The organism is Novosphingobium beihaiense, from assembly GCF_022832375.1.
GTDB lineage: Bacteria > Pseudomonadota > Alphaproteobacteria > Sphingomonadales > Sphingomonadaceae > Novosphingobium > Novosphingobium beihaiensis.
Genome location: NZ_JALHLG010000035.1, coordinates 43,207 through 65,595, shown reverse-complemented (window position 1 = coordinate 65,595; position 22,389 = coordinate 43,207). Strand labels below are relative to the sequence as shown.

16 protein-coding genes are annotated in these 22,389 nt (G+C 63.7%); 8 read left to right on the top strand and 8 right to left on the bottom strand.

All coding sequences use genetic code 11. The annotated features are described in order from the left end of the window. The coding region (locus tag MTR66_RS16865) for a TolC family protein (RefSeq protein ID WP_243923205.1) at window positions 1-1,104 on the top strand (1,104 nt) is incomplete at its 5' end. Between the two features lie 40 nt (window positions 1,105-1,144). Here the strand turns inward: MTR66_RS16865 and MTR66_RS16860 are convergent. Together MTR66_RS16860 and MTR66_RS16855 are read right to left on the bottom strand one after the other, a co-directional pair. After that, window positions 1,145-2,602: a hypothetical protein gene (locus MTR66_RS16860; RefSeq protein WP_243923204.1), complete on the bottom strand. Its 1,458-nt coding sequence runs from the start codon at window positions 2,600-2,602 to the stop codon at window positions 1,145-1,147. Beyond that, window positions 2,599-3,531, bottom strand: coding sequence for a ferritin-like domain-containing protein (locus tag MTR66_RS16855; RefSeq protein WP_243923203.1), 933 nt, complete (start codon window positions 3,529-3,531; stop codon window positions 2,599-2,601). The genes MTR66_RS16860 and MTR66_RS16855 overlap by 4 nt, the downstream gene beginning before the upstream one ends. Before the next feature lie 641 nt (window positions 3,532-4,172). Here MTR66_RS16855 and MTR66_RS16850 point away from each other — a divergent pair. From MTR66_RS16850 to menD, 5 genes are all read left to right on the top strand, one after another. Continuing rightward, on the top strand, window positions 4,173-4,370 hold the full coding sequence (locus tag MTR66_RS16850) for a hypothetical protein (protein ID WP_243923202.1): 198 nt from the start codon (window positions 4,173-4,175) through the stop codon (window positions 4,368-4,370). 169 nt (window positions 4,371-4,539) lie between these two features. Then, the gene (locus MTR66_RS16845; protein WP_243923201.1) at window positions 4,540-5,901 is read left to right on the top strand and encodes a radical SAM/SPASM domain-containing protein; all 1,362 of its coding nucleotides are present in this window, start codon (window positions 4,540-4,542) and stop codon (window positions 5,899-5,901) included. Beyond that, window positions 5,883-6,944 (top strand): hypothetical protein, encoded by a 1,062-nt coding sequence (locus tag MTR66_RS16840; RefSeq protein WP_243923199.1) that lies wholly within the window; start codon window positions 5,883-5,885, stop codon window positions 6,942-6,944. The genes MTR66_RS16845 and MTR66_RS16840 overlap by 19 nt, the downstream gene beginning before the upstream one ends. Window positions 6,945-6,946: 2 nt before the next feature. Beyond that, the gene (locus MTR66_RS16835; protein ID WP_243923197.1) at window positions 6,947-8,296 is read left to right on the top strand and encodes a polysaccharide pyruvyl transferase family protein; all 1,350 of its coding nucleotides are present in this window, start codon (window positions 6,947-6,949) and stop codon (window positions 8,294-8,296) included. Then, complete coding sequence (gene menD, locus MTR66_RS16830) at window positions 8,293-10,053, top strand: 2-succinyl-5-enolpyruvyl-6-hydroxy-3-cyclohexene-1-carboxylic-acid synthase (RefSeq protein ID WP_243923196.1); 1,761 nt, start codon at window positions 8,293-8,295, stop codon at window positions 10,051-10,053. Before MTR66_RS16835 ends, menD begins: the two co-directional genes overlap by 4 nt. A 28-nt stretch (window positions 10,054-10,081) precedes the next feature. Here the strand turns inward: menD and MTR66_RS16825 are convergent, their stop codons facing one another. The 3 genes from MTR66_RS16825 to MTR66_RS16815 all read right to left on the bottom strand — a co-directional run bounded on the left by MTR66_RS16825 (window position 10,082) and on the right by MTR66_RS16815 (window position 15,664). After that, entirely contained in the window at window positions 10,082-11,113 is a 1,032-nt protein-coding gene (locus MTR66_RS16825) for an LLM class flavin-dependent oxidoreductase (protein ID WP_243923194.1), read from the bottom strand. A 66-nt stretch (window positions 11,114-11,179) separates the two neighbouring features. Further along, window positions 11,180-12,166 (bottom strand): hypothetical protein, encoded by a 987-nt coding sequence (locus MTR66_RS16820; RefSeq protein ID WP_243923192.1) that lies wholly within the window; start codon window positions 12,164-12,166, stop codon window positions 11,180-11,182. Window positions 12,167-12,427: 261 nt separating this feature from the next. Continuing rightward, entirely contained in the window at window positions 12,428-15,664 is a 3,237-nt protein-coding gene (locus MTR66_RS16815) for a glycoside hydrolase family 2 TIM barrel-domain containing protein (RefSeq protein ID WP_243923190.1), read from the bottom strand. 585 nt (window positions 15,665-16,249) lie between these two features. On the opposite strand from MTR66_RS16815, the gene MTR66_RS16810 reads away from it, so the two are divergent. After that, complete coding sequence (locus MTR66_RS16810; RefSeq protein WP_243923189.1) at window positions 16,250-18,562, top strand: TonB-dependent receptor; 2,313 nt, start codon at window positions 16,250-16,252, stop codon at window positions 18,560-18,562. Here the strand turns inward: MTR66_RS16810 and MTR66_RS21270 are convergent. Beyond that, window positions 18,546-18,671, bottom strand: coding sequence for a hypothetical protein (locus tag MTR66_RS21270; RefSeq protein ID WP_268740565.1), 126 nt, complete (start codon window positions 18,669-18,671; stop codon window positions 18,546-18,548). The two genes, MTR66_RS16810 and MTR66_RS21270, sit on opposite strands and share 17 nt — an antisense overlap. 86 nt (window positions 18,672-18,757) lie before the next feature. On the opposite strand from MTR66_RS21270, the gene MTR66_RS16805 reads away from it, so the two are divergent. Beyond that, window positions 18,758-19,177, top strand: a complete 420-nt coding sequence (locus MTR66_RS16805) for a helix-turn-helix domain-containing protein (RefSeq protein WP_243923188.1) — start codon at window positions 18,758-18,760, stop codon at window positions 19,175-19,177. 51 nt (window positions 19,178-19,228) lie between these two features. Here the strand turns inward: MTR66_RS16805 and choV are convergent, their stop codons facing one another. Both choV and choW read right to left on the bottom strand, forming a co-directional pair. Further along, window positions 19,229-20,509, bottom strand: a complete 1,281-nt coding sequence (gene choV, locus MTR66_RS16800; protein ID WP_243923187.1) for a choline ABC transporter ATP-binding protein — start codon at window positions 20,507-20,509, stop codon at window positions 19,229-19,231. After that, entirely contained in the window at window positions 20,509-22,302 is a 1,794-nt protein-coding gene (gene choW, locus MTR66_RS16795) for a choline ABC transporter permease subunit (RefSeq protein ID WP_243923186.1), read from the bottom strand. Before choW ends, choV begins: the two co-directional genes overlap by 1 nt. Window positions 22,303-22,389: the final 87 nt, after the last annotated feature.

Genomic DNA, 22,389 nt, shown 5'->3' with positions numbered 1-22,389 from the left:
GCGCGCACCGGCGCCGCGCGCGCCCAGGCCCGCGCGCTGGCGCGGGGCAGCCATGAAGTCACGTTCAGCGGCAGCTACATCAACCGCTCGGTGGACCGCGAAGGCTCCTACGACGAGTTCGACGGACAGTTGCTGCGGGCGTTCCGGCTGCCCGGCAAGGTCCGGCTGGACAAGGAGATCGGCCGCTATGGCGTGACAGCGGCGGAAAACCGCGCCGAAGACGCCCGCCACCAGGCCGCTACGCTTCTAGCCGAAAGCTGGTGGAACTGGCTGGGCGCGGCCGAGGAAATGCGCATCGACCGGCAGGCGGTGGTCAATTACGAAAAGCTGCTGGATTCAGTCCGCCGCCGGGTGGCCGTGCGCGATGCGGCGCAGCTCGATGCCGATCAGGCGGAGGCAGCGCTGGGCGCGGCCCGGGTCGCGGCCCAGCAGTCGGAAGGCCGCGAAGCGCTGGCCCGGGCAAGGCTGGCCACGCAGTTTCCCTCGCTTCCGCTCGGCGATGCCGCGCCATCCGTGCCGCGTCCCGAACTCCCGCCAGAAGGGATCGAGACGCTGGGCCAGAAGGTGATCGAACACAGCCACGAGATCGCTGCCGCCGATGCCGAAGCGGGCCGGGCAGACAGCGCCTCCGCACGAATGCACGCGGACAAGATCGCCGATCCCTCATTCGGCGTGCGCATGTTTTCCGAACGCGGCGGTGCAGAACGCGGGGCGGGCGTGCTGTTCTCGATGCCGCTGGGCGGCGGGCACCGTTCCGCGCTGGCCGATCAGGCGGACGCCGAAGCGGGTGCCGCCCGATCGGAAGCCATGGCGGTGCGCTTTGCCGTCAAGGAAATGGCCGAGGCCGATATGAGTGAGGCCCGCTTCCGCCATGCTGCCTGGCAGCGCGCACGCGAGGGGCTCAACGCGCAGCTTGCCGCCCTCGCCAAGCTGCGCGAAGGCCACAAGGCGGGCGAGATCGATCTGTCTGACGAACTGCTGGGCGAGCGGCAGGTCCACGATGCCTTCCGCACCGAGGCCATGGCGCGAACGGAAGCCATGCGCGCCATCACCCGCCTGCGCATCGATTCGCACGCGATATGGATCGGCGATCCGGACGATTGATCCGTCCGCGATCTCCCAAGGCCCGGGACAGGACCGCGCGCTACGCGAACTCCACTGTCATCCCGTCACCCTCGACGAGCTGGTAGTCTGAAAACCGGGCCGTGCGGTGGAACAGGCCCATGACATGCTCCGCCGCGAAGTTCCCGGCGACTTCTGGGTCATGCACCGCAACCGCCAACTGCCACGGCTTCAGCGCGCGGTCCGGCGGCGAAAGCGAAACCAGCACATCGCCGCCGTCATCGCTGCGGTCGAGAGTGAGGCCTCGCGCGTCCAGCAGCGAGTCGATCAACCGGTCACGCCCGGCCTGGCCGAAAGCAATGACGCAGACATCTTGCGGACCGGATCGTTCCCGCCACGTGCTCTCACGTTCGAAAGCCCGCGAAACCAGCGACCAGCGGCGGCGGATGCGCTCGCTCAGTTCCTCGCTCCAGTGGTCGGGGACGACAAGCACCCGGTCCTGCCGCGAAGAAAGGGCGAAGTTGATCGAGGCCGGACCGCTGCGGGTGGCGTCTGCGGTTTCGATCAACTCGCCTTGGCGCGCTGCCAGAATTTCCGGCAGCCGTTCAAATTCCCTCACGAAACTCTCGGGATCGCGGGCCAGTTCCGTTGTCCACTCGGCGAACCAGTCGAAGAAGGCCGCGCCCTGTGCCTTGGCGAAGATGCGATGGATAAGGTCCGCCAGACCGGCCTGACGGCACAGCGCGCATTTGAGCGCGATCGTCAGATGTTCGGCAATACACTGCGGCCAGGCGACTTGCGCGCGATGCGCGGCCAGCGCCGCTGTGAGCGCCGCCTCAAGGCCGGGATCGGCCTGCAGCGCCTTGCCGAGGGCAGGCCAGCGGCGCTCGATAAAGCGCGTTACCGCATAGTGCCACGCCCCGCCCAGCAGCCAGCTTGAATTGATGCCGAAGCGGGCCGGATCGTTATCGAGCGGGAAACCGTAGAACAGATATCCCGTGGCCGCCCCATCCGGCGAGACCACGAGCGAACTGTGCCGCCCGTTCTGCGGCGGCGGCAGAAACAGACTTGGAAGGATGGCAACAGTCAACGCATCGCGCTCCCCGGTCAACGACTGCAGATCCCCGGCCGGATCGAAGCCTTCCACGAGCTGCCCGGCGCGCTGGCACATATCCCGGTAGGCCTTGTGCAACGGAATCGCGAGCGCCTGCAGCAAGCCGTCCCACCGGTCCGACAGGCTGTCCAGCGCCTCAGCCAGTTCGTGCACGGCGGGATCGGCACCCGAGCCATGCACGTCCGCAGTCAGCCCTTTGATAATGGAGTCCCGTCCCTGAGTTTCGCGCAAGGCAGCAAGCTGCGTGGTTGCGGAATCCTCCAGTAGTTCCGGTACGATCTTCGTGACCATCAGCAGGCGCGGATTGGCGCAATAGGCCGTATCGCCATCCAGCACCTGCCAAAGCAGCGCCATGAGCTCGACCCGCTCGGCGACCCGCTCGCGCGCAGTGGCTTGCGGCAGTGGCGGGCATCCGGTCAGGCTCATCGCACCAGCTCCTCGCGCAGCCGGTCCAGCGCATTCAATTCGTCTTCCTGGGACGGAAGCGTAGTGCGGATCAGGTGCCCTTCCATCTGCGAGATCAGCCCGAGCTGCTCCAGATCGGGCAGGATGAAGGCCATGAACGCGTATCGCATGCCCCGGGACATATCGAGGGGATTGCCCGCCAGCGCGCTGTTCCGCACGGCCGTGATCATATCCGTCGGATCGATCCCCGCACCGACCATGACGTAGGCGCTGTTGATCATATCTTCGGGTTCAGTGCCCCAGTCCCGGAAAATCCTGACCAGATCCAGCGCGAAAGTCTGCAGCGCCAGCCGGTCATCCTCTTCCAGCGCCTCGACATGGCGGCGCAGCGCGATCTTTCCGAACGCGTGGTGCCGCGCCTCGTCCTTGATCACAAGGTCCAGCATGGCCCGCAACAACGGACACGAAGTCGTCTTGCGCATGTCGAGGAAGGTCGCCAGCGCCATCCCCTCCACCACGATCTGCATCCCGACCAGTTGCGCCAGCCACATCGGATGCGCGACGACCTTTTCCAGCACGCGGCGCAGCGAGGCCGAGGGCGGGTGAATCTCCCCCATCCGCCGGATATAGCGGGTGAAGACATCCAGATGGCGCGCTTCATCGTTGGTCTGGCTTGCCGCTGCCTGCTTCATCTCCACGCTGGGAAGCAGGCGCACAAGATCCGCAGAGACCATCAAGGCCCCCTGCTCCCCATGCAGCAACTGGCTGAACGTAAGCGCGCCCATGCCCGCCATCAGCGCGTCGCGCTGCGGAGAGGACAACCGGTCCGTCAGTCCGGAGGACAGCATGCCGCCGCCGATACCGCGGCCGACTTGCACAGGATCGATGGCCTGAGACCAGTCCAGTGAGTCGGCAGCGCGCCATTGGTCCGAAATGGACTTATCGTACAAATTGGCGATCTTCTGCTCAGAGAGATCATAACCCCAAGACCACACCGCCTCTTTGTTAATTAACTCTCTATTTTGCAATGTCGATTCACCTTTGTATTAGGTCGCCCGTCATAGGATTTATATTGACCACCCTCAAGTTGAGTCGTAGATAATCACGACTTCACTACGGTGAATAAAATTACAACTTTGCAACAATCATAATATTGGCCACGCGATGGCACTGCCCTGGATACGCATTTTGGCGGCAGTCCGGGCAACCGGGAGGAGAGGCGACCCAAGCCGCACGTTCGTATGGGCTCTGCACGGCCTGTTGGTTCCAGCAGCCACTCAACCGGCAGAAACGCCTGCCTTGAAATGGCAAGCCATTCGGGCTTGGCCAACAAGACAAACTGCCTGGGATCGCCAAAACTATATTCACCAATGAATATAGTTCTACATTTAACTAACATATATTCATGAGATATTAAAAATCTGAAAACACAACCACAACAACCCCAAGCATATATTGACTCATATCAAATCGAGTCGTAGCCAAACATCGCGCCATTGAGTTGCCTTGGCGCGGAAACTTCACAGATTATTGTAGAAATCCTGAAGTTTCGCAAAATCATTCCTGCAATATTTATCTCAGGAGGTTCTTAATGGCTTCGACAACTGAAGATTTCGTAGTGGCGCTCAAGAAGATTCGCGGCGACGCCGATCTCAGCCACAAATTCATGCAGGACCCGCATGGGACCCTCTCCTCGCTGGGCGTCAAGGTCGGCAAGAACGCCACCCTCGCATCGGGCGCTGCTTCGGCTGCGGCGGTCTGCGTCGGTGCCTGCGTCTGCGTCGGCTGATCTGCGCAGCGTCTTGATGACGGGGGGCGGCGTCGGCCGCCCCCCGTCAACTATCCGTTGATCCATGGCTTTGCCCTCCGGCCGGTTTTCCGGGCCGGGCCGCGATCCATGCACCTCATGAATACTGGCCTTACGAACTACGCCTTACGAACTACTGGGAGGATTGGTGATGTCCGCAATTTCCGATGCGCGTATCGAACAGCATGGAGAGCTGCTGCTGGTAACCAATCCACGTGTCGGCGCACTCACCACGATGACCGAGACCGACCTGGCCGCGCTGCATCTGTTCGACGTGTCGGACGGATCGCTCGATACGCTGGCCGGCTATTTCGAAGGATGCGGCGTGGGCGATCCGCAAAGCCACGCGCAGGGTTTCCGTGATCGCGTGGTCCGCGACGGCTGGACCCGCACCGAGTTCCCCAACGCCGAAGGCCCCCCGCTGCTCTCGGCCTATGTCACGATCACGCGCGAGTGCAACCTTGCCTGCCCTTATTGCTATCAGGGCCTTTCCAAGCGCCGCGGACGGCATATGTCGATCGAACAGATCCGCATGCTGTTCGACAAGATCGCGGCGGTCAATCCTGACTGCTATCTGATCCTGACCGGCGGCGAGCCGCTGATGCACCCGGACATTTACGAGATCCTCGACTTCATCGACGGATCGAACTTCCGCCTGACGCTGCTGACCAACGGCATCTATATCGACGCGCAAATGGCCGAACGCCTTTCGCGCATGGAGCGTCTGGACGTGGTTCAGATCAGCCTCGACGGCCTGACCGAGGACATTTCGGCCCTGTCCCGCGGCAAGGGCGCGCTGACCAAGATCCAGGCCGGTATCGAAGAGGCCATCGCCGCCAAACTGCCTTTCGTCCTTGCGCCGACGCTGCATGGGCAAAATCTGCACCAGATCAACGAAATGGCCGAATATGCCGTGTCCAACGGCGGCTATATCAAGCCCAACAATCTGCGCTCTTTCCCCAAGGACAATGAAAAGATGAAGCCGGGCGCTTCGGACTTTCTTGAACAGCTTGAACTGTCCGAGCGCGATCTGATGAAAGTCGCCCGCGACATGGATGCGACACTCGTCGCCAAGTACGGCAAGGAGCGCATCCGCCAGCTCAAGGAGCGCTACCTGCGCTACAGCAAGTGTTCGGTGGACGATCACAATGCCAAGGGACTGTGCGGGGTCGGCTGGTCGCTGCTCGACATCGACTGGAACGGAGACGTGTTCCCCTGCCACCTGGGCAAGACGCCCGAACTGAAGCTCGGCAATATCTTCGATGTCGATTTCGGCGGGATTTTCGAAGAGGCGCGTGAACGCGGCATCCGCACCAAGTCGCACGAAATCTCCGGCTGCAGTTCGTGCAATTTCGTTTCCCGCTGCGCGGGCGGGTGCCGGATGGGCGCCTATTACGCCAATGGCGGCTTCGACAAGAGCGACGACCTTTGCCACTACAACTATCAGGGCAACTTGCGCCGCGCGCTGGGGCAGATCGAGAAGATCGGCGAGGAATGGCGCACACCGGCGTGATGGAACAGGCAGCGGTCATCGCGCAGTGGCCCGAACCGGAGACGCTGACAGCAGCGGAAACCGATCAGGTTCTCGTCCGTCTCCGGCGGGACCGCGACGCCAAGCTGCAGCGGCTGCGTCAGCTCGAACTGCAAACCAGCGGCAGCAGCGATCCCATTGCCTTTCTTGACCTCACCGAAGCCCGGCTCGAACTCAAGATCCTGCTCGATTACTGGCGGCGGCTGCTGGCGCAATCGCTGGCCAGGCAGGAGTGGCCAGCGCTCGGCAGCGAGCCACAAGCCTTTGCGGACCGGGCGAGCGGCTCCGGCTGGTGCAGCGCCCGCGCGCTGGTTCCCCTCACCCCGGACAGCCTGCTGTTCGTTCACGGCCCGGTCACGCTGTGGCATGCTGCCGCGCTCGCCGAAGAGCTGGCCGGGGACGATGACCGGATCGTCCGGCTGGCGAAATGCGCGTTTCACCATGAACTGACGTCCGAACCCCGGATCACGGTGTGGGACGCCAGCATCGATGCCCCAGCCGGAGCCGAACAGAGCGGCGTGGCCGTCAACGGAACATTCGAAACCGCTGCCGGAAGAACATTGAAATTCACTGCCATTGCCGAGGAGGCCTATATCCCGGCCCGGCGTGCCGGCTGGCACCCCGTAACGGCAGCTATGATCGCCCGGCAAGGCGGCAAGGCCGCGCAACCGGCCGCGATCAATGAAAAGCTCGGCCCCGGTCTCTGGCCCGGCTCCGGCGCGGCAGAGCGTCCCGGCGACGTTCTGCTAGCCAAGACAGAGGCGATCATGGCCGCCGTGACCCAGAACATGCTGGTCGGCGAACGCGTCATGCTGCTGGCCCGCGTGGCCGATCTTTCGATCGGCACGGGCTTCAGCGCCTGGCTTGCGTCTAAGCCCGAACTTCAGTTCGAATTCAACTGGGACCGGCAAAAGCCGATTCCCGGGCGCGGAGCCTTTGTCCCTGTGCGCTATCGCATTCTGCCGGAAGACACCGGCTGGCAGCGCACGATGTTCATCTGCCTAGACAGCCATATCGGTTTCTGACGATGAGCGGCACGATCACCGACCTGCAGGCGCTAATGCTCTCGGCCGATCCCGAAGCGGACCTGCGTGCGGCGTACCGCACCCGCTTCGCCGCCGCCCGCGCCGAACCACGCCTTGCCCGCCCGCCCGGCCCCTTGCGCGTGCTTCTCGCCGGGTACAGCGGCGCCTGCAACACTGGCGCCGACCTCCGGACCGGAGAAATCATCCGGCAGCTTCGCGACGCTTTCGGCTCCGGCGGCATCGCGCTCGGCATCATTACCGTCGGCGATCATCCGCTGCCCGATTGGGGCACCGTCACGACAGAGCGTATCGAAGGTTTCCCGCCCGATGCCGTGCGGGATCTGTGCGCCCGCTACGATGCTGTGGTGGTCTGCGAAGGATCGCTGTTCACCTCCACGTTCTCGGATGGGCTGGCCACGATGCTGACGGCCTTTCTCGGCATGGCGGCGGCGATGGGCAAGCCCGCCATCGCCTATGGCGCGGAAGCGGACCGGATGTCCCCCGCCGTTGAACAGTTCGTTGCCGAAACGGCGCGCGAAGCGCTCGTCATCGCGCGCAACCGGGCTTCGCTCGAACGGCTGGAAGCACTCGGCCTGCAAGCGGAACTGGGGACCGACACCGGATGGAGCTTCGCGGATGCCGGCATGGCCGCCGCGCAAGCCCTCCTGCGCGAACGGGGATGGGATGGCCACGCGCCCTTGACGGTGGTCTGCCCGACGGACCCGTTCCGCTGGCCGCTGATCGCCGATCCGGAACGGGCGATGTTCGCCTCGCTCACGGGAGACGTGGCGCCCGAGCATCACAGCGGCATGATGTTCTTCCAGCCCGCCGAAACCTCGCAAGACCTCTGCTCGGCCTTTCTGGACGGGATCGCCACGGCATTGCACGAGCATGACCGGCGGTCCGCAGAACCGCGTTTCACCATCGTGGTTGGCATGGAAGCGAACGATCAGGATGCCTGCCTTGAACTGGCGCAGCGCCTCGGAGCGCCGGCCCCGGTTGTGGCGGGCACCACCGGCCCGCACGCAATCGTCGGAATCCTGCGCTCGGCATCGCTGCTCGTCAGCGCGCGCTATCACGCCGTGCTGCTGTCCATGGCCGCCGCAGTGCCTGCGATCGGCCTTGCCTACGACCAGCGGGTCCGCGCCCTGTTCGCCGAAGCTGGCCATCCCGGCCTCGCACTCGAAGCGCGCGCGCCTGGGCTGGCCGAACGCCTGTCCGCCGGTCTCCGGCTTCTGGCGGCGGAGCCGGATGCCGGCGCAGACTTCGCGGCCTTCGCCGCCGCCCAGCGTGCCGTTCAACGCGCCGCGGGCGAGCGGGTAGCAGCCTATCTTCGCGGATCTGCGGATTGAGCGGGCTGCCCGGCAATCGCAACGCTGTCTGGGACAGGGTTCTGGCGGACACGCTGCATGCCCATGGCATCCGCCGGATCGTCTTGTGCCCCGGCGGGCGCAACGGCTTGCTGGCCATGACACTCCACCGCACGCCCGGCATCGAGTGCCTGTTCCATGTCGATGAGCGCAGCGCAGGCTTTCTCGCGCTCGGCACCATTCTGGCAGACGGCCGTCCGGCAGCGGTGTGCACGACATCGGGCTCCGCCGTCATCAACCTCCTGCCTGCGATGGCGGAGGCGGAAGCGCGCGGGCTGCCGCTGATCCTGCTCACGTGCGACCGGCCAGTCAGCGGCCGAATGCCCGGCGAGCCGCAGACACTGCCGCAACAGGCGCTCTGCGCCCCGCTCGCACGGGTGCAGCTTGCCCTGCCCGATCCGCTCGATGGCTCCATGACGCTGCCCGCCATGCGCGATGCGCTGGAAGAAGCCCTGGCAGAAGGCATCGCTGGCACCAGAACCGGCCCGGTCCACATCAATATCCCGCAATGGGGCGACTATTGCGCGACCGAAGACGATCCGGCCAGCCTGCCTCCGCTCGAAGCCCGGCCGGGCCGCGCATGGCAGCCGCGCTTGGCATCAGCTTCCGGCGTTCGCGATGCGATCGGCGAACTTGGTCTTTCGAAGGCCCGGCGCGGGCTGATCCTTGCCGGACAGGACCTGCCCATATCGCCTTCCGAGGTTGCCGCGCTGGCCAGTGCAACGGGCTTTCCGGTGATCGCCGACATTTGCAGCGGGCTGCGCCATCACGCCCCGCCCGGATTGCTCACCACAGCCGACGCACTGGCCGAAGCCGGCGTTGCGGGGATCGAGGACGCGGACCTGCTCGTGCGGCTGGGCGGCGCGCCGGTGAGCCCCGGCCTGATCAAAGCGGTCAAGCGCTTCGACGGCCCGGTCCTGCACTTGGCCCGCCACGATCCGGGGGGAGATTTCCTGACGCCTTCCGCTATCGGACTTCCGCCTCCCGGCGCCGATGCGCTGGCCTTGCTGGGCGCGTCGCTCGGCCAGGCAGCCCCCGAATGGCAAGAGACGTGGCAGGCCCGCGAAGCGATGGCCGGGGCCGTGCGCGATATCATGATCGACGCGGTCGAATGGGGCGAACTGGCCGCTGCCGCGCAAGTGGTGCGCGCCAGCGGGTTTGGCGCCCTGCATTGCGCCAATTCGATGTCGGTGAGGCTTGCCGGGCTGCTCGCCGGGCGCGGCGATGGGCCCGCGCGCATATTCAGCGCCCGCGGTGTCAATGGAACCGATGGCACGCTGGGGCTGGTACTGGGAGAAGCCCTTGCCGCGAATGCCCCGATACTCGCGCTGGTTGGCGATCAGGCTTTCACCCACGACCTGCCCGCGCTCGCCAACCCGCTCTGGCACGAGGTTCGCGGCGCGATCTGCGTGATGAACAATGCAGGCGGCGGCCTGTTCGATCTGACCGCCGCCCGCCGCATCGAAGGATATGCCGCCACGATGCGCAATCCGCCCGCAATCGACTTCGGCGGGATCGCACGCAGCTTCGGATTTGATCACCGCCGCTGCGGCAACCGCCAGGCCCTCGCCGAAGCGCTCGGCGAAGCGACAGGCGCCAGCCGTCTCCTGCTGATCGAGATGGCCGTGCCCCCCGGCACTCCCGTGCGCGATCTGCCCCGGCTTATTTCGGCGATGGGCAGCAGCGCCCTTGCCGTGCGCCAAGAACCCGTATGCAGCAACACCGTGCCCGCCGCTTGACGCGCGCCCCTGCCCCCGGCACGGCTCCTTACGAAGCCCTCACCGGACTGGCAAAAGCGGGCATGACCTGTTCGGCGAACAATCGCATCGAGGCCAGTATCCGCTCTTGCGGAAGATCGCCGAACCAGAAGCTGCAATTGAACGTATCGGCGCCCAGACCGTCCTGAATGCGGCGGATCTGATGGATGCAGTGGTCCGGTGTTCCAATCACCACTTTGTCCGCGAGGATCGTTTCCAGACTGGGCTCGTTCGGGAACGGCTGCGGCAGCGCGACACCGTGGACGATCTGGCCGATGTCGTGACGCATGGCCACACTGACACGCCCGTTCCACTGCACTTCCTCCACCGCTTCCACGGCCTCGCTTTCACTATGCGTCACGAAGACCGGGCGCTGCGTGCCGATCCGGACATGATGCCCCAGCCCCAGCGCCTCAACTTGCGCGCGCACATTGGTGAGCTTCGAAATCGGCTCCAGAACGCCGGTAAAGAGGTTGAAGCCCCGCCTTGCCGCCGCCGCCACGGCATTCCCGTTGGTGGAATTCACGACATACCAGATCGGCGGCGGCTGCTGCACGGGATGCGGGTAAAGCAGCGTTTCGGCCACTTGCCGGGTCTTGCCATCGAAGTGGAACGGCTCCCTGCACAGCGCCCGGACCGTCAGGTCGACCATTTCGTCGAATGCCTCGGGATCGTCTTCCTTGCGGGCCGCCAGGCGATCGAACTGGTATTGCTGATACCCCTTGCCCAGCCCCAGTTCCAACCGGCCATGGCTCAGCACATCGACGGTTGCCGCCTGTTCGGCCACCAGCAGCGGATCGTGCAGCGGCAGGGGAATGATCGCCGTGCCAAGCCGGATCCGCCGGGTGTGCGCGGCGAGGTGAGACAGCAGCACGAAAGGCTGCGAACTGTGGCTGTAGTTCGTGAAATGATGCTCGGCCAGCCAGACCGCTTCGAAGCCAAGCTCCTCAGCGGTCTCCACGATTTCCAGCGCCCGCGCGTAGATCTCCGAAGATGGCTGGGCGGACGGCGACTGCATTAGAAGAAAGATGCCGAATTTCATGGCTTCATCCCGCAATTGACGGCAACAGACAAACGGCGCGCGCGCCCGGCATGGCGCTGCATTGGCTTACGGCGCACAGTATTGCGCGGTTGAATACGTGCCGATGAACTTCGCCATCGTGCCTTTCGGCACGACGTATTCGCTTTCCCCGACGCGGACATATTCCATCAGCTTGCTCAGCGTCGCGGGTTGCGGCGCCCAGTCGAACGTGTAGCCAAGCGAAGTCCAGGGATATTCGGCAGGCATCGCGGTTCCGTAGGAATCGTAATATTGCTGATAGAAGAAGGGTTGATTGGCCGTCGGCGTGCCAGCGGCGCAAGACGTGGTATCGGTTGCCGGAACCGCGCAGGGGCGAAACACCTTCTTCCCGCCGCTGGACGAGGCCGCATCAATCTCCAGCACCGCGAAATAGGCCTTGGCCGAGACCGGAGGCAGACCAAGCCGCTCTTCGAGACGAAGCGTCAGCGCGGCCGGATTGTCGCTGACGGTGCGAACATAGTCCTTGCAGAACGCCTTGAGGTGCGGCTCCAGCGTGACCCAGGTATCGCCGCCCACGGCATAGTTGAAACCGCTCGACGGTGAAGACGGGTAGCGGCTGACCTGATCGGCCCGGATCCATGTCGCCACCCGGTATGTCCCGGATTTCGGCAAGGGATCGAGCGTGTTAACCTCCTCCCATGGCTCGGCAAGGGACATGTCCTGCACGGCCGTCAGGTAGCGGTTGTACCGGCGGCGCATACGCTCCGCCTCGCCACTATGCGGAATGCACACTTTGGCGCCGGGTTTGAGCTGGTTCGGATCGCCAATAAACGCGAAAGTGCCGGTTCCAGAGCGGGCATTGGTCGCCAGCATGATCGCGTAGCGAAAACTGCCGTCGCCAAACCAGATGTCGGACAGATCGGTGAGGCTCGTCTTGGTGTCGATAACCGGCTCGGCCGCGCAGCCGGACGATTGTGCCTGCCCGCGTGCCTGTGCTGCCGTGGGCAGCGCCAAGACCGCAAGCCCGGCAAATGCCAGCGCCGGAATTCCTGTGTGTTTGCGATAGCGCAACATGCTCCTCCCTCTCCCTTTTGCACCTCCTGAAGATTCGAGAAGAGTATATTTATTTGCACAATACAACAGCTAAAATAGATGGGCGACCTTAGAAAAGGAAAGTGTAGTTAATTTTAAATAACTATAAGCTAATTATTACATGGATGGTTTCATTATTTTAATCCACCATCCTGCAAGGGGCATGACCCTGTGCCCCATCAAGGCGCCCAAAACGGACAACAGGCACCACGCCGGGCAAACGGAGCCCGGCAGCGCCTCGTCTCAACGGTCGCCGCCGGGGAGAGCCTGCCTGTCCTGCGCGGTTTCATCCGCAAGCCCGCCGGTGAACGACAGGCGGACCGTGAACGCCGTCTTCTCCAGACGCGTCCGGTATTGCGGCAGCGGCTTGCCGGATTCGCTCCACTGGTCGTCCCCGCCCACACCCCATTGCGCGGTGTCCACCAGCAAGGTGCCCTGCCCGTGCGGGCGGATATCGGTGGATTTCCAGGTGCCCGGCGTCCGGCGGTAGAGATCGGAATAGGGGAACGCGAGCGCGTTCATCATCAGCGGATGCGCCCCCGCCACGCGCAGCCCCCGGTGGGCGCCCATCAGTTCCATCCAGCGCACATCCACCTTGTTGCCGGTTTCCTGCGGGCGGATGTAATCGTGGTTTTGCGCCGCGAGCGGTCCTTTCCAGAGGCCAATGGGCGCTGACGTCTTGCGGTCCACATAGCTCTCATGCGGGCCGCGCCCATACCATTCGACCGTATCCAGAGCCGCCGGAAGACTGAACGCCAGCCCCACCCGAAAGGGGGCTGGCAAGTCCATGTCCACCGGCGTGAACAGATTGGCGATCGTCACCGATCCATCGCCCGCCATGCGGTAGACCGAACGGAACCTCGCCGCGGGACTGGCCGCGCTGCCGCCCAGAGCGAAGTCGACGACGGCCTCCTGGCCTCCTCCGGCGATGGGGCGCAGCGCGAAGGCCGTGACTGTGCGGTGCTCGCTCATGGCCTTCCAGGCCGCAAGCTGCTTTTCCGCGCGCGTGCCGATGTTGTTATCCGTGACCGCACGCCAGAAGTTCGGCGCGCCGCCTTCGGCCAGTTCCCGGCCGTCTTTCGCGTAGGAACGGACAAGCCCGCTCTTGCGATCCAGCGTCAGCACCGCGCCCGAAGCGGCAAAGGTCACTTCGCCGTCCGCCTCGTGGACGGCGACTGGCCCCGATGCGGGCGTCGCAGGTGCGGGTACGGAATCGCTCAACGCGAACTGCTCCCATCCGACAGCGGTTCCAGCCGCGACCTCGGGGATCACGCCTGCTTTCGCGCGCGCATGCACGGTCACGAAGTATTCCGCGCCGGGCTTCCGGCGAAAGCGCGCAACCGGCACGGCCATGACGCCAGATCCATGCGCGGCCACGTCCGGCGCGGACAGCTTGCCGCGCGCCACCGCAACGCCGTTTTCCTCAAGCTCCCAGTCGAAGAGATAGCCCGAAAGGTCCAGAAAATCCTGCCGGTTGCGCACGGTGAGGCGGCCGCTCACCGGATCGAAGCTATCGAATTCGACCGGGGCGTAGACTTTGCGCAATTCGTAGAGCGCCGGATTGGGCGTACGATCCGATTGTATCAGGCCGTCCCCGAACTCGATATCCCCGCCCGGATTGGGGCCGTATTCGCTGCCATCCGCCCAGTAGCGGCGCCCGTCCTTGGTATGGCCGTACATCGACTGATCCACCCAGTCCCAGATGAAGCCGCCCTGCAGCTTGTCCGGATGGGCATGGATCGTGTCCCAGTATTCCTTCAGGTCGCCGCCGGAATTGCCCATCATGTGCGCATATTCGCACTGGATCATCGGCTGTTTGTAAGTCCAGTTCGTGGCATAGTCCGCCATCTTGGCCGCCGTATCGTACATCGGCGCGTAGATGTCGGCATACCAGTTCGGGCGGTACTCGCCCGGCGGGAAAGGCCCCCAGCCGAGGTAGCTTATCAGCCGCCCCGGATCGCGCGTCCTGGCCTCTCTCGCCGCCGCTTCGAACGTGGGGCCGATCCCGGCTTCGTTGCCCAGCGACCAGAAGATGACGGAAGGGTGGTTCTTGTCCCGCTCGATCATGTTCATGACCCGGCTGACGTGCGCGGCCTTCCACGCCGGATCGAAACCGAGCTGGTAATAGGCCCGCTTTTCGGGGTGTTGATTGCCGTACTGCATGTACTCGTGGCTCTCGATATTCGCCTCGTCCATGACGTAGAGGCCATAACGGTCGGCGAGTTCGTAGAGGTACGGATCGTTGGGATAGTGCGCGGTGCGGATGGCGTTGACGTTGTTCTGCTTCATCAGCCGGACGTCGCGTTCCATCGATTCATGCGAGATGACATGGAAGGTTTCGGGATCGTGCTCGTGCCGGTTGACGCCCCGGATCGTCACCGGCCTGCCGTTCACCGTGACGAGCCCGCCCCGGATCGCCACAGTGCGAAAGCCCACTTTGGCCGAAGTGGACTGGATCAGACGCCCCTTTGCATCCTCGTATTCGACCAGCAGCGTATAGAGATGCGGCGTCTCAGCGCTCCACGCGCGGACCGAGGGCACTTCGCCCTTGAGCCTCAGCGTGCGTTCGGCCTTTCCGGCGGAAACCGCTTCGGTCCGCGTCAGCACCGTCTTTGCCCCGTCCAACAAGCTGATGCGCGCCGTTCCGGCAGCGCCGGGCGAAACCGCCAGATCGACGGCCAGTTCGCCCTTGCGGTAGGTCTCGTCCAGCCCGGCATGCACGAAGAAATCGCGCACCCGTGTTCTGGGCGCAGCGATCAGGAACACATCGCGCTCGATCCCCGAAACGCGCCAGAAATCCTGATCCTCCAGATAAGATCCGTCAGACCAGCGAAAAACCTGTATCGCTATCGTATTGCGGCCCTTGCGCACATAAGGCGTCAGATCGAATTCGGACGGCAGCTTGCTGTCCTGCGAATAGCCAACCTTGCGGCCATTTACCCAGACATAATAGGCTGATCCTGCCCCACCCATGTGCAGGATGATCTGCTTTCCCGTCCAATCGGAAGGAATATTGAAATCGCGGCGGTAGGAGCCCACCGGGTTGGTCTCGTGCCGGATCAGCGGGCGGTTCGCCGGGAAGGGATAGCGCCAGTTGTTGTAGCGCGCCTGACCGTATCCTTCGGCCTGCCAGTCCGCAGGCACCTTGATCGATTTCCATCCCGAGACATCGAACCCCGGTTGTTCGAAGCCCGTAGGCAGCTTGTCCGCATTCGGAGAGAAAGAGAACTTCCACAGCCCGTTGAGCGACTGGAACCGTTCGGACCGGGTGCGGTCGCCTTCCAGCGCCTTCGCCCTGCTTTCAAAAGGAAAGCCCGTCGCCCGGGCAGGCAGCTTGCCGACAGCGAATACGGCCGGATTTTCCCAGTCGGGGCGCGATGAATCGATCTGAACCGGCTGCACCTGCGGCGCATCCGCCATCGCCGCCGTGGCCAGCGCGATAGCTCCGGCCGCCGCCATCCCTCTCCAAATCCGCCGCATCTTCTTCCCCGTTGTTCTTTGCCGGCAGGCGGCAAGCCGATGTTCCAGTTGCGAGCCCAATCCGCCCCGCCCCCGGCAAAGACCGGCCTTGGCCGCCCCACTGCAGAAGCATCGCACCAAAAGTTAATTTGTCAGACTATATGAAGACGAGCCGCTACGTTCAACAACGTTCTGCCGATGCACACCCGGCTCCCGCCATGTCCCGATCGCCACGGACGGAAGGCCGGCAAGCTCCTCGCAGCGCCTGAGACTGGAATTGAACAGTCGTTTAGATTTTTTCATACCGTTGGGCACGGCATCGCCTCGGCGTATCTTCACCGTGCCAAACCCTCCAATTTTCCTTTGAAATTTCCGATTTATAGAAATTGAACGCTTGAACAATTTCGTTCCAGCGCTAAGGAACACCCCGGCTCCTTCGAGCAAGCCCCGTCATCGGCACGATCCTGTCGGGCACCACACGGCTGGAACTGCCGGGTCACGAACGCGCACCGCGTTCACGCGCCGCCTTGCGCGCCAATATCCGGCCCGATTCACCGTCAGCGCGCACCCGCGCGCGCATCAAAATTGGCAATTCTGCCGCAACGCATGAGGGATACGATGCGCTCCAAAGCCTTTTTGAACGCCAGCCTGCTGGCGCTAACGTCCGTGCTGGCCACCCCCGCCTTCGCCGCAGCGGACGATGCCGCCGCCAGCACCGGCGCACCGGCGGACAAGGAACCCGCCCGCAACGAAATCATCGTGCTCGGCACAGGCCAGACTCGTCAGGTCCAGGGACTCTCCGCTGAGGATATTGCCGTTGCCACCCCCGGCACCAGCCCGCTCAAGGTGCTCGACAAACTGCCGAGCGTGAACTTCCAGTCGGCCACCCCGTTCGGCTCCAACGAATGGTCGACCCGCATCTCGGTGCGCGGTTTCACGCAGAACCAGCTTGGCTTCACGCTCGACGGCGTGCCGCTGGGCGATATGAGCTACGCCAACTTCAACGGCCTGCATATCAGCCGCGCCATCGCCTCCGACAACATTGCCAGCACCGAGCTCTCGCAGGGCGCCGGTGCGCTCTCAACGCCCTCCAGCTCGAACCTGGGCGGCACGATCGCCTTCCGCAGCATCGATCCCGGTTACGACATGGGCCTGACGACATCGGCCACTTACGGCAGCAACGATGCCTGGCGCGTGTTCGGACGCTTCGAAACCGGCGATCTGGGCGGCGGCGTGCGCGCCTATATCTCAGGCGACTATGCCGATACACCCAAGTGGAAAGGTAAGGGTTCGCAGGAAGCCTGGCACATCAACTCCAAGCTCGTTGCCCCGATGGGAACGCGCGGCGAACTGAAGGCCTTCGTCAACTATTCCTATCTTGCCGACAGCGATTACGTCGACATGTGGCCGAGCCTGCTGGAGCGCAAAGGCTACAACTGGGACTACCTGCGCTACGATTTCAAAACGGCCAATGAAGTCGCCACCAACCTGCAGAACGGCACATACGTTGCCGGCTACGACGGCTACGGCACGCTGACCGGCGACGACGCCTATTACGACGGTTACGGCATCCGCAAGGATCTGCTGATCGGCCTCAGCGTCGATTACGACATCACCGACGACCTGCATGTGCGCGTGGCGCCCTACTACCACAACAACCGCGGCGTCGGCACGTGGTGGACGCCCTATGTCCCCACGCCGGGCGGCGCCAGCGTCTCGGTGCGCGGCACCGAATACTGGATCGACCGCATGGGCGTGACGGGCAGCCTGGCCTACGGCCTGTTCCAGGGCAACACACTGGAAGCGGGCGGCTGGTTCGAGATCAACGAATACAACCAGGCCCGCGACTACTTCGGGCTGGAAGACAACGACACCTCCAGCATCGGCGCGCACGAGTTCCCCTCGAACCCGTTCGCCTACGACTATTTCTACAAGTTCGATATCGACACCTACCAGTACTATGTGCAGGACACCTGGGAACTGACCGATACCTTCAAGGTTTCCGGCGGCTGGAAGGGCATCCAGGTCAATATCGATTCCCGGTACGATCCCTCCCGCACTTCGGACAGCTGGGCGACCCAGGGCTCGCTGACGGCCAAGGACATGTTCCTGCCGCAGGTTGGCGTGAACTACCGCCCGATCGAAGAAGCCGAACTGTTCGCCAGCTATGCCGAAAACATGCGCGCGTTCACGACAACGCCCTTCATCACTTCTCCCGCGCAGTTCGCAACGCTGCAGGAAAACGGCCTCAAGCCGGAAACGTCCAAGACGATCGAAGGCGGCGTGCGCTTCCACCTGCCCAGCTTCGAAGGCTCGGTGGCCGGCTATCATGTAAAGTTCGACAACCGCCTTTTCGCGGTATCGCCGTGCACGGCGATACAGAGCTGCGCAGCCGTGCTGAACAACGTAGGCTCGGTGACGACCAACGGCGTCGAAGTGACTGGCGAATACCGGTTTACCCCGGCCCTGTCGCTGTACGCATCCTATGCCTACACCGACGCCCAGTATGACGATGACGTGCTCAACGGCGCTGGCGAAACCGTTGTCGCCTCGGCGGACAAATCGGTCGTCGATCAGCCCAAGCACATGATCAACGGCGAGATATCCTACGACGATGGCACTTTCATCGGCCGCGCCCACGTCAATTACCAGAGCAAGCGCTACGCCACGTTCGAGAACGACCTCTCGTTCGCGGGCCGCGCCATTGTCGATCTGACAGTGGGCTATCGCCTGCATTCCGGCAACGCGCTGGACGGCACCGAGATCCAGCTCAACGTCACCAACGTGACCGGCAAGAAATATGTTTCGACCATCGGCCAGACTGGCGGCTACCTCACCAGCTATTCACCGGGGGACTACCAGTACTTCCTGGTCGGCGCGCCGCGCCAGTGGTTCGTCACGATCAAGAAATCGTTCTGATCACACCGCCACGGCCAAGACGTAACCGGAAAGGGGGCGAGCCGCAGGCCGCCCCCTTTTTCGTGCGCAGCGCCTCGGCACGGATGCCGAAGATGATGCCCTGTTCCATGCCGGTAACTTGTGCCTTTCCCGCTTGCATAAGGGTTCAAGGTCTGGCTACGTGCAAATTCAAGTTCACTTTAAGTCAAGAGCAGAATGGACATCTCCGAAGTCGCCAGACGCTCCGGCCTTCCGGCATCGACACTCCGTTTCTATGAGGAAAAGGGGCTGATCGCCTCAATCGGGCGCCGGGGGGTGCGAAGGATATTCGATCCCGGGATTCTCCAGCGCCTGGCCTTGATCGCGCTGGGCCGGCAGGCCGGATTCTCGCTCGACGAGATTGCGGGGATGTTTGACACGGACGGCCGCCCGGCGATCGACCGGGATCAATTGTCCGCAAAGGCCGATGAGCTGGACCGCGTTATCCAAAGGCTGTCCGCAATGCGCGACGGCTTGAGGCATGCGGCGGCCTGCCCGGCGCCCAGCCACATGGAGTGTCCTTCCTTCCAGAAGATGCTCGCCTCTGCCAGCACGGCTCCCAGAATCAGCGTTCAGGGCGTCCTGGACAAAACCTGAGCAAGGGCGGCGAGGGCGTCCTTGAGGAAGCGCGCCCCCGCTCAGGCCCGCTCAAGCCTTGTCTTCGCTGTCCTCACGGGCTTCCGGGGTATCGCCATCCTTGCCTTCCCCGCCATCCTTTTCCCCGTCACCGGCTTCCTCGCCGGAAGCAGGACCGGTCTCGCTCAAACGGCCTAGGATGTCCTGCCCGGTCGTGACACCGGCCAGTTCACCATCACGCATGAGGAGGACCGGATTGTCGGTCTGCGCGGCAATCCGCATGAGCGTGCGCACCGGGGTATCCGCAGAGACTTGCGCGAAGCCCTCCGGATATTCTTCCTGCGTATCGGGTTCCTCGATCTCGTTGACCTCATGCCACTCGTCCTCGAACGAGACCCGGCCGTCTTCGAACCGGTAACGCCCGGCTTCGTCGAGAAGGATGGCGCCATCCTCTTCCGACAAGTCCTCCACCGGCTGCATCACGGCATCGCCGGTCATCACGTGCAGCGGGTTCATGTGCTCCAGGAAGCTCACGACATAGGGCGTTGCGGGGTTGTTCAAGATATCCTGACGGCTGCCGCTCTGGACAATACGGCCGCCTTCCAGCAGCGTGATCTGGTCCCCCAGCTTGAACGCCTCGTCCAGATCGTGGCTGACGAACAGAATGGTCTTGTGCACCGCGCGCTGCAGTTCGAGCAGATCATCCTGCAGCTTGGCGCGGATCAGCGGATCGAGCGCGGAAAACGGCTCGTCCATCAGCAGGATGTCGGCATCGGTGGCAAAGGCGCGGGCCAGCCCCACACGCTGCTGCATCCCGCCCGACAGTTCGCTGGCATAGCTGTCCGCCCAGTCCTGCAGGCCGACAAGCTCCAGTTGCTCTTCCACTTTCGCGTCGATCGCGGCCTTGCTTTCACCGCGCAGTTCAAGGCCCAGCGCCACGTTCTCGCGAACCGTGCGCCAGGGCAGCAGCGCAAACTGCTGGAAGACCATGGCCACGCGGTGGCGGCGGATATCGCGCAGCACTTTCGTGTCGCCGCTGGCGATGTCCTGCGCGCCATCCTCGCCATAGACGAGCACTTGGCCGCGCGTCACTTCGTTGAGGCCGTTCGCCGCGCGCAGCAGCGTCGACTTGCCCGAACCGGACAAGCCCATCAGCACCGAGATATGCCCGCGCTCGACCGCCAGACTGGCGTTGTGCACACCCAGAACGACGCCGGTTTCGTCACTGATTTCCGAGCGTTCCTTGCCTTGCCCGGCCAGCTCCATCGCCCGGTCGAGCGCGGCCTGCCGCTTGCGCCCGCTTCCCGGGGCGAAGAAAATGTCGACGTCGCGAAATTCTATCGCCGTTCCCATCAGACGTCTCCCTTGGTTTCGCGCCGGGTTACGCGATCGAGAATGATCGCCAGCAGCACGATGGCAAAGCCCGCTTCGAAGCCCATGCCCACTTGCACGGTGTTGAGCGCACGCACCACCGGCACACCCAGGCCGCCCGCGCCGACCAGCGCGGCGATAACGACCATCGATAGGCTGAGCATGATGCACTGCGTAACGCCCGCCAGAATCGATCCGGCGGCGGCCGGCAGCTCGATCTTGAAAAGGAGCTGACGCCGGGTGGCCCCAAAGCTCTCCCCCGCCTCGATCAGCGGACGCGGCACCGAGGCGATGCCCAGCTGGGTCAGCCTGATCGGCGCGGGAAGCGAAAAGATGATCGTCGAGATCAGGCCCGGCACAATGCCCAGACCGAAAATGACCAGCGTCGGGATCAGGTAGACGAACGTCGGCAGGGTCTGCATCAGGTCGAGAACCGAGCGCAAATATTCGTAAGCGCGCGGCCGGTGTCCGGCCCAGATGCCAATCGGCACACCGATCACCGTGGACGTGGCCGCGGCGAAAACGACCAGCGCCAGCGTCTCGATCGTCGCGACCCAATAGCCCTGGTTGAGGATGAACAGCAGCGCCAGCGGCACAAACAGCGTCAGTCCCTTCGACTTGCGCAGGAACCACGTCAGCACCGTGGCCAGTGCGATGAACACCAGCGGCGGCACGGCATTCATCGCCGAAGTCAGGGCCTTCACGCTGACGCTGACCGCCCGGGCGACAAGGTCCAGAACCGCGCCGTGCGCCTTGGTCCACTCGACGGCGTCGGTCATCGCCGCGCCGACCGGGATCTTGTAGCGGGTGATCAAATTGCCACCCGCCGAAGGGGCAAGTCCCGCGCTCAGAGTCTCGTGCGCCGGCGCGCCGTCGAACGTGGTCACGCCCTTCAGCCAGGCCTTGAGACGCTCCGGATGCTTGGCCATCCACTCTTCCGCCGCCTGCTCGGCATTGCCGCTGGCGGTGACGCCCGCCATCAGCGCGTTCTCATCCTCAACCTTGAATTCCAGGTTGTGCAGGAGGCGTCCGACGTTCGGGCATTCTTTTAGGTAGCCCCGGCGCACGACCGTGTTCACCGTCGCCCCGCCATAGTTCGGTCCGAACGTATCGTCTCCGCCCGAGAGGTAGCGCATGTCGAAGCGGTCGTTCATCGGGTGCGGCTGCCAGCCAAGGAAGACGATCGGGCGCTGCTCGCGCACGGCCCGCTCGACTTGGGCAAGCATGCCCTGCTCGCTGCTTTCGACAAGCGTGAAATTGCCAAGATCGAAACGGTTATCGGCAATCATTTCGAGAATGTAGCCATTGCCGTCGTTGCCCGGTTCGATGCCGTAGATCTTGTGATCGAGCTGATCGCCGAACTTCGCGATATCGGAGAAATCGTGCAGCCCCTCGTCATAGAGGTAGCGCGGAACCGCCAGCGTATAGCGAGCGTCGGCAAGGTTCACGCGCACCCGCTCTATGGAACCGTTCTCGATATAGCTCTTGATCTGGCTGTTCTGCATCGGCAGCCAGTTGCCCAGGAACACATCGACGTCCTTGCGCGCGAGCCCGTTGAACGTCACCGGCAGCGAGAGCACCCGCGTCTGCGGCTGATAGCCCAGTCCGCTAAGCAAGCGGGACAGCACGCCCGTGGTGGCCGTGACGTCGGTCCAGCCGACATCGGCCAGGCGCACTGCCCGGCACGACGGTGGATCACCCGCCGCATGGGAGGCGGGAACGGCGATAACGAAGCCGATAAACAGGCACAGGGCCGAGAAAAATCGCGTTGCCAAACGGCGCATAGATTTCCTTTGTTCGCGTAATGCCACTGCGTATAACGCTATTGAAGGCCTGTTCAACCGCAGAAAGCCAACAAACTC

Coding starts and splice junctions, on each gene's coding strand:
- MTR66_RS16860 (WP_243923204.1), bottom strand. CDS start 2,602: ATGAGCCTGACCGGATGCCCGCCACTGCCGCAAGCCACTGCGCGCGAG.
- MTR66_RS16850 (WP_243923202.1), top strand. CDS start 4,173: ATGGCTTCGACAACTGAAGATTTCGTAGTGGCGCTCAAGAAGATTCGC.
- MTR66_RS16845 (WP_243923201.1), top strand. CDS start 4,540: ATGTCCGCAATTTCCGATGCGCGTATCGAACAGCATGGAGAGCTGCTG.
- MTR66_RS16840 (WP_243923199.1), top strand. CDS start 5,883: ATGGCGCACACCGGCGTGATGGAACAGGCAGCGGTCATCGCGCAGTGG.
- MTR66_RS16835 (WP_243923197.1), top strand. CDS start 6,947: ATGAGCGGCACGATCACCGACCTGCAGGCGCTAATGCTCTCGGCCGAT.
- MTR66_RS16825 (WP_243923194.1), bottom strand. CDS start 11,113: ATGAAATTCGGCATCTTTCTTCTAATGCAGTCGCCGTCCGCCCAGCCA.
- MTR66_RS16820 (WP_243923192.1), bottom strand. CDS start 12,166: ATGTTGCGCTATCGCAAACACACAGGAATTCCGGCGCTGGCATTTGCC.
- MTR66_RS16815 (WP_243923190.1), bottom strand. CDS start 15,664: ATGCGGCGGATTTGGAGAGGGATGGCGGCGGCCGGAGCTATCGCGCTG.
- MTR66_RS16810 (WP_243923189.1), top strand. CDS start 16,250: ATGAGGGATACGATGCGCTCCAAAGCCTTTTTGAACGCCAGCCTGCTG.
- MTR66_RS21270 (WP_268740565.1), bottom strand. CDS start 18,671: ATGGAACAGGGCATCATCTTCGGCATCCGTGCCGAGGCGCTGCGCACG.
- MTR66_RS16805 (WP_243923188.1), top strand. CDS start 18,758: ATGGACATCTCCGAAGTCGCCAGACGCTCCGGCCTTCCGGCATCGACA.
- choV (WP_243923187.1), bottom strand. CDS start 20,509: ATGGGAACGGCGATAGAATTTCGCGACGTCGACATTTTCTTCGCCCCG.